Genomic DNA, 7621 nt, shown 5'->3' on the forward strand with positions numbered 1-7621 from the left:
CGAGTTTAAATACTACCCGGAAAGGATGGAAGGCGTTTTCTGGAAATGGGTGCCAGCCATCTGATAGTACTCAGTGCTACGAAGACGACAGTCGCGACGCAGCCTGCCACCCGTCAGCGCCTCACTGCATCGAGAGAGTTGATGATCTCAATAGAAGGGTCGCTGGTTCGAGTCCTTTCAAGACCATAAACGCCGCGCGCTTTAGAGAGTGCATGACAAGAGTATAACTGGCGCGCCAGATGACTGCACTCGGAACGTTGGCTCTCATTCCCGCGTAAATATGGTTTTGGCGTCAAGCGGACGCGATGGCTGATCCCAAAAGCTTGGCGATTGTCGCCAACAACTCGTCCTCACGATATGGCTTGTCCAAAACCGCATTGAACATTTGAGGTTCGGCGCGACCGATGCTTCCCTGAGCCCCACTTGTCAGGATGATCGGAATGGCATGCAACGCGGGATCGGCCCGCATGGCGCGAGCCAGTTCCAGGCCGGTCATCAATGGCATCATGAAGTCAGTCACAACAAGAGCGGGCTTGTTCTTTCTGACGAGATCGAGTGCGGCGGCGCCGTGGGACGCTGCTTCTACCTCATAGCCCGCGTCTTCCAGCATCATTGCCAGGACGTCCTGTATCAGAAACTCGTCTTCGGCAATTACGATCAGCGCCATCCGTACAACATTCCAATCCGAGCAACCGCTCAACCTCTTGACGCAAGACCTGTCGAAGCGCCACTCAGCGGCTCAAGAGGTAACCTCACGCTCAGGCCATTGTTCCCGATGACAACCTCGTGGATAACAGGCTCAAACGCGCTGTCTCTGACCTTCAGCACGGAGATCGACCTTCTATATTTCGAGCCGACATCAACCTGTCGGAGCATGATCAGATTATCCAATAGGCTCGATATTTCGGATCCGGGTGCCGTCACTGTCGGCCCAAAAAGGTCACGCAATTCCCAAGTTGCAATGGTGGTTACCCCCATGGCTCGCAGTTCGTTCGTAAGAGCGGCGAAGAACTCCACCAATCTTGAAGGAGATATAGCGGCACGCTCGAACCCGCCAAGCCCATCGATGAAAAGCCTTTTGACGCCGCGCATTTTGACAGCCTGAAGCAATCGGTGGCCGAGCTTGTCGAGCAGGTTCTCGACCAGTGGGTTCCAGATCATCTCGAGCGATCCGTTCTCCATGAGCGAGTGAAGGTCCAAGTCGAGGGCGCGCGCCTTGGTTTCTACCCGGCGAGGCGTCTCGTAGAAGCCGAATAGAAGGGCTGGTTGGTCACTGCTTGCACCACTTAGAAAGTTGAGCCCGAGAGCGGTCTTGCCCGCTCCCGAAGGGCCGAACAGGAGTGTGACCGAACCCGGGGGCAAGCCCCCGCCTATCAAATCGTCCAAACCCCCGACCTTTGAGGGGATACGCGGCGACTCCGGATCGTCGTTCTCTGAAGGCTGAGCGTAGGCAATTTCAAGACGCGGGAATATCTCGACTCCCCGCGGCGATATCTCGAACTGATGGTAGCCGCCCATGGCGCCACTACCGCGCGACTTTCGCACCTGAAGGCGCCGAACGCTGCGAACTCCTGTCAGTTCATCATGCAATTCCAGAACCCCGTCGACCATCGTATGCTCGGGACTGTCTTCCGACACCCGCGTGCTCGCCAGGAAAAGAACGGTACAGCCGACGAAAGCGGCCTGGCTCTGTACCTCGGCAACGAAGGTTTTGACATCCAGCGGCGTGTCCGCGCGATCCCGTGCGTTAAGGAGACCGTCGAAAACAAGAAGTGACGCACCCTGGCGCCTGATTTCCTTCCGGAGCAGGTCTACAACGGCGGACAGACCCTTGTCGCGCAGGGTCTGAAAGACGCTGACATACGAAATTGTTACGCCAAGCTGGTGCTGATCGAAGAAATTCAATGTCCCTAACGACTGGAACAGCCTATCATGCGTCTCGGCGAGCAGCGTTACATAAAGGACCTTCCGTCCACGGGCCGCGCTTGCGAATGCGATCTGATTGGAAAGAATCGTTTTGCCGGCACCAGGGCTTCCTTGAACGATATAGGAGGCACCTTCAATAAGTCCACCGCCCAACACCTGGTCAAGGCCTGGAACTCCTGTAAGTAGTCTCGGTAGGTGATTTGCCACTAGCGTTGCCCCGTCTTTAACTCACGGTGTTAGAACTCTATGTGAGTTAAAAAGCAATGAGTGGTTCCCTGTCGACCTGAACTTATGCAACGTGGTCCGGTTGAGGCTCGATTCCTTGAAGCTTTCGCAGGAGGGCGCGGTGATCAAAAGCGACGCTGAAGAAACCGACGGCTTGAAGCTGCGCGGCGTCCTTGATGGAATGGCCGAGGCTTTCGGTTTGCTTGCTCCCGACTTTACCATTCTCGAACACAATCGCGAGGCTCTCCGCCTGGATGGGCGGCGTCGTGAGGACGTCGTGGGGCGCTCTCACTGGGAGGTCTATCCTGGCAGTGAAGATGCCGAGTTGGGGCAGTTGCTGAAAAAAGCAATGTCCCAGAGGGTGACGGTTTCGCTGGAGCACCAGTATGCTTGGGCGGACGGCCGGGCACTCTGGCTGGAAATGCGAGCCTATCCTAACGATGACGGATCGCTTGCCGTGTTCTGGCGCGATGTGACCGATCGTCGGCAAGCAGATCAAGCCTTACGGCAAAGCGAAGAACGTTTCCGCGCGCTCGCGGAACAAACGGAAGTCGGCGTCGCAATGGCTGACCGGGATGGCCGCTTGATCTGGGTGAACGATCGTCTCGCCGAGATGGCTGGGCGGAAACCGGATGAGGTGACACGGCTCACCGTCCGTGATTTTACCCCGCCCGGCGAATGGCCGGAAAACGACCGGCTTTTTCGCCGGATGATTGAGGAGGGCGAGCCTTTCGTCATCGAAAAGCCGCTCGGGCCTCCCGCACAAGTGACGGGCTGGAATCGTTTGTCAGTCAGCCCGCGCCGTGACGCCGAGGGACATATCGTGGGCGGGATCGCGGTGGCAGTTGACATTACCGAGCGGCGGCTTGCCGAAATCGCGCTGCGCGAGAGCGAAGAGCAGTTGCGGCTGATTGTCGAAAGTGCCAGGGACTACGCTATCTTCACAATGGATGCAGATCGCCGCGTAACACAGTGGATGCCGGGGGCTGAAGCTGTATTCGGGTGGACGAGGCAAGAGATCGAGGGGCGATCGGCAGACATTCTGTTCACTCCGGAGGACCGGGACAAAGGTGCGCCGCAATGGGAAGCCGAGACGGCTTTGCGCGAAGGCAAGGCACCCGATGTTCGATGGCACCTGCGTAAGGATGGCCGGCGGGTTTTCATCGAAGGTGAAGTCGTACCGCTTGTCAACGACCGCCATCATGGCGGCTTCCTCAAAATCGGCCAGGACGTCACCAGTCGTCGGGCCGGCCAGGAAGCCCTTCGGGAAAGCGAGGAACGGCTGCGCCAATTCGGCGAAGCCTCTCAGGACGTGCTGTGGAGCCGGCATCCTGAAACGCTGCAGTGGACTTATCTGACATCGGCGTTTGAGACTATTTATGGGCTGTCGCGAGACGATGCCTTGCGCGGAGACAATTTCGGCAACTGGATGGGCATGATCCTGCCCGATGACCGGGACACCGCCGCCGCCAGTGTCGAAAAGGTCCGACAAGGCGAACGTGTGACCTTTGAATATCGTATCCGTCGACCGTTGAACGGGGAGATCCGGTGGCTTCGTGACACTTCTTTTCCAATCTTCGATGACACTGGTGAGTTGATCAGGATCGGTGGAATCGGTCAGGATATCACCGACGACAAGGACGCGGCGGAACGTATGATGGTGCTTGTCGCCGAGCTCCAGCATCGAACCCGTAACCTCATGGGCGTCGTTCGCGCCACAGCAAAAAGGACAGGCGAGACCAGTACGGACTACCCGGGTTTTCGGAAGCGCTTTGGTGAACGCCTTGAAGCGCTTGCCCGTGTCCAAGGGCTGCTCTCAAGGCTGGGTGATACGGATCGAGTTGCCTTCGACGAGTTGATCACCACTGAGGTAAAGGCGATGCATGGGTCCATCGATCGGGTGACCTTGAGTGGTCCGACTGGCATCCGTCTCCGCTCGAGCATGGTTCAAACGCTGGCAATGGCGCTGCACGAGCTTGCGACAAATTCTGTGAAATACGGTGCTCTGGGTCAGCCGACGGGACATCTTGCCGTCACATGGGAAATGGCAAAGCCAGACAGAAGAGGCCGACCGCGCCTTCATATTGACTGGTTGGAAACCGGAGTGACGATGCCTCTAGCTGGCGCAAAGGCCCAAGGTGGTGGACAGGGACGTGAACTGATCGAGAGAGCGCTGCCTTATCAGCTGAAAGCTCAGACGAGTTTCGATCTAGGTCCGGATGGAGTCCATTGCACGATCACGATACCGGTTTCGCAGAGCAATGAGGCGGGACAGGAAAATGGATAACAACGCATTGGAAGGTATTACCATCCTGGTTGCTGAGGACGAATACATGCTCGCGACCGATCTTGCCAAAGAGCTTGCCAATGCTGGCAGCCATGTCCATGGGCCTGTGCCGTCGCTCGATGCCGCCCTGGGCTTTATCGATGCTGCTGATAAAATCGACGCTGCCATTCTCGGCGTCAGCCTGCAGGACGAAAAGGTATTCCCGGCAGCTGACATGCTGGCCGCAAAGGGCGTGCCATTTTTGTTCGCTACAGGCTATGACCAGTCTCTCATTCCGCCGCGCTACTGCGAAGTCCTTAGATGCGAGAAGCCTATCGGCGCAGTGAACCTGATCCGTGCCGTGAGAACAATAATCGAAAAAGCCGGGTCATGACTGCCAATCGGATCGATCATCGCTCGGAAGGTCAGATGGCGGCCATCCGATGGAGTTCGGCAGTCACCTTGTCGTGCACGTATGGCTTACTGAAAAACACGCTCTGCTCCGGCAGATCAATGTCCTTTAGATTGAAGAACCCCGACGTGACGATGATCTGAATGGGAGGCCAGCGATCTCGAATGGATGCAGCAAGCTTCAAGCCATCGATACTGCCGGGCATATCCACGTCCGTGAATACGATGCGAATGTCGGTACGTGCCTCCAAGATGCGAATGGCTTCATCCGCACCCCAGGCCTGGAGGACCTCGAAGCCCGCGTCCTCTACAAGTTCCACAGCCATGATACGCTGTAGAGGTTCGTCCTCGACGACGAGGACACCTGGTTGGCGTAGGCCGTTGACTGTCCCATGAAATCTCAGTTCGCCTGTTGGAGCTGTTGAAGGGAAGCCGACATCTCAGCCGAAAAGCCCGGTGGATCATAACTGAGTTTGACGGCGCCTGTTCCGATAAGGCCCATTTGAATGAGCTTAGAGCCGAACCCGCGCTGGGTCGGCGGCACTGGCGTTGGGCCTCCAGTTTCTACCCACGAGAAGCGCAACATGGGCTCAGGTCCCGAAGTATCCACTCTCCAATTCGCCTCGACCACCCCATCAGCCTGTGAGAATGCGCCGTATTTGAGGGCGTTCGTACCAAGCTCATGCAGAACGAGCCCAAGAGACAGGGCGCCTCTTGATCCAAGCCGGACACACGGCCCGGCTGTTTTAAGGCGTGACGACACACCAAGAGTTTCGCCAAGTACTTCGACCACCGCACCGAAGTCTGCTTCGCCTTGGTCATTGAGAAGGATGTCATGCGCCTTGCTCAACGCCATGAGCCTCTTCTCGAAGTTAAGAACATGGTCGCGTTCGGTAACGGATCTCAAAGTCTGGGTGGCAATCGCCTGAACCATGGCAAACGAGTTCTTCAGCCGATGCCCCATTTCTCGGTTCATCAGTCTCTGTTCCGCCTCGGCATCGAGCCGCGCTATGGCAATCTGTACCCGATCCCCAAAACTGCGCACGTATGACAGCTCCTCGTCGCTCCAGTCGCGTGGCTCGTCGTAATGAACGAAGGCCATGATATTGAAACGGCCGTGGTCAAGGATTGGAACAAGTGCGATAGCCCTTGCGCCGAGGCTCAATAGCCGCTCGGAGCGATGGGCGATGCGTGGGTCAACACTGACGTCAGAAATGACAACGGGTCTGCCGGCCTTGATGTCTTCGATGATCGTACCATAGTCCCTGAAAAAATGCGATCCCGCGACGCTTGGATATCCTGGCAGGCTCCAGTCCGGCTGAATGGCGATCGACTCCGTAACGTGATCAACGATGCCAAAGCCCGCTCGAACAGCATCAAGCGCTTTGCCCATCAGGTCTGCAGCCGAAATTGTGATGTCTTCAACGGAGTCGAGATCGCGCGAGCGATCGCCCAGATCGAGAAGAGCTTGAACCCGAAGCGCCGCACGCTTCTGCTGAGTGATGTCACGCACTGTGCCGCGCATAACTAGAGGACGGCCGGCGTCATCACGGTCGATTGTCGCATGACGGCTGATCCAGCGAACACCGTCCGGAGTTCTGATGCGATACTCGACATCCATGCTCGCAGAGGCATCCGCGCGCGTGGCGTTCGTTGATTGGATGCCCTGATCGATCACCATCGCTTCGAAAGTCGACGAGGGATGGCTCGCAGCGACGGGCACTCGGAATATGCGGCAGAATTCCGCAGACGTTGCAATGGTCGAAGACGCGATATCAATCTCGAACGTCCCGATACGTCCTGCTTCCTGAGCGGCCATGTTTCGTTTCGCATCGGCACGGATGTTGGCCGCCATTCCTTTTTGTCGAAGGAACAGCTCGTCTTTACGGTGCGATGAGCGCCGCGTTTCAAGATAGGCCATCACCTGGCGGGCAAGTGCGCTTAATATCTTCTGCTGTGATGCGGTCAGGCCTCCAGGGCGGGGAGCCGTGTCGATGACACAGAGCGTACCGATGGCCGTCCCATCGTGACCTCGCAGAGGTGCGCCAGCGTAAAAACGGATGTGTGGCGGCTCTGTAACAAGATCATTGTTTCTGGTCCGAACATCGAGTGCCAAGTCTGGAATGATCAGTATATCGCTGCTCGATAGTGAATGTGCGCACACAGATTGCTCTATTGGCGTCTCGCAGGCTTCGAAACCAACGCGGGCTTTGAACCACTGCCGGTCTTTTTCGACCAGGCTCACCAGCGAAACCGGAGTTTGACACACCTCCGAGGCAATCAGGACGATATCGTCGAACTCTGGTTCAGGCGGCGTGTTCAGTATGTCGTAGGCTTCGAGAAGCTCGAGTCGACGAGCGAGATCATTATTGGTTTGGTTGTCAGTGGGCAGCACGATCGGTCTCAGCGGATGGGATGAACGAAAGCCCGACCTGTCCTCTCAACGTGCGAGCAGCTAAGTCGCTTTTAGCTGAATCAGTAAATAGAGCAATTGGCGCGTTGGCATGGGGTAGTCAGGAAAATCTAGGAGCGGCTCTCGCGGCTGAGCGAATTTCTTCCTTCTTGAGGTCCGACCGTCGAGTTCCGTGGTTCTATGGCCGGTCCAGCCAGCATAACGAGGACTATTAGAGGCTTAGGTCTTTCAATGGCCGGTCTTAGGTTCGATCCCGCTCACATCAGGTTTTTTGTCAACGGTTCATTTTGTTGTCATCACAAAGCGTCCTTTTTTAGCGGATCCATGGTCTGAGCCCATCGCTTTACCGGCTCGCTATCGAGCCTGTACAACCTCACATA

6 protein-coding genes are annotated in these 7621 nt (G+C 56.7%); 2 read left to right on the forward strand and 4 right to left on the reverse strand.

Features of this window, described 5'->3' with window-relative positions:
* Positions 1-292: 292 nt before the first annotated feature.
* Complete coding sequence (locus tag JNB91_RS30010; protein WP_220329088.1) at positions 293-667, reverse strand: response regulator; 375 nt, start codon at positions 665-667, stop codon at positions 293-295.
* A 29-nt stretch (positions 668-696) separates the two neighbouring features.
* A complete protein-coding gene (locus JNB91_RS30015; protein ID WP_220329089.1) occupies positions 697-2133 on the reverse strand; it encodes a DUF7125 family protein in 1437 nt (478 codons plus the stop codon).
* 139 nt (positions 2134-2272) lie between these two features.
* On the opposite strand from JNB91_RS30015, the gene JNB91_RS30020 reads away from it, so the two are divergent.
* Both JNB91_RS30020 and JNB91_RS30025 read left to right on the forward strand, forming a co-directional pair.
* Complete coding sequence (locus tag JNB91_RS30020) at positions 2273-4438, forward strand: PAS domain S-box protein (protein WP_220329090.1); 2166 nt, start codon at positions 2273-2275, stop codon at positions 4436-4438.
* A complete protein-coding gene (locus JNB91_RS30025; RefSeq protein WP_220329091.1) occupies positions 4431-4811 on the forward strand; it encodes a response regulator in 381 nt (126 codons plus the stop codon). Before JNB91_RS30020 ends, JNB91_RS30025 begins: the two co-directional genes overlap by 8 nt.
* Positions 4812-4842: 31 nt before the next feature.
* Here the strand turns inward: JNB91_RS30025 and JNB91_RS30030 are convergent, their stop codons facing one another.
* Positions 4843-5154 carry a response regulator gene (locus tag JNB91_RS30030; protein ID WP_220329092.1) on the reverse strand — a complete coding sequence of 104 codons (312 nt, stop codon included), beginning with the start codon at positions 5152-5154 and terminating at the stop codon, positions 4843-4845.
* 74 nt (positions 5155-5228) lie between these two features.
* Complete coding sequence (locus tag JNB91_RS30035) at positions 5229-7223, reverse strand: GAF domain-containing protein (RefSeq protein ID WP_220329093.1); 1995 nt, start codon at positions 7221-7223, stop codon at positions 5229-5231.
* Between the last annotated feature and the right edge of the window lie 398 nt (positions 7224-7621).

The sequence above is a fragment of the Aliirhizobium wenxiniae genome (assembly GCF_019511445.1).
Taxonomy (GTDB): domain Bacteria; phylum Pseudomonadota; class Alphaproteobacteria; order Rhizobiales; family Rhizobiaceae; genus Neorhizobium; species Neorhizobium wenxiniae_A.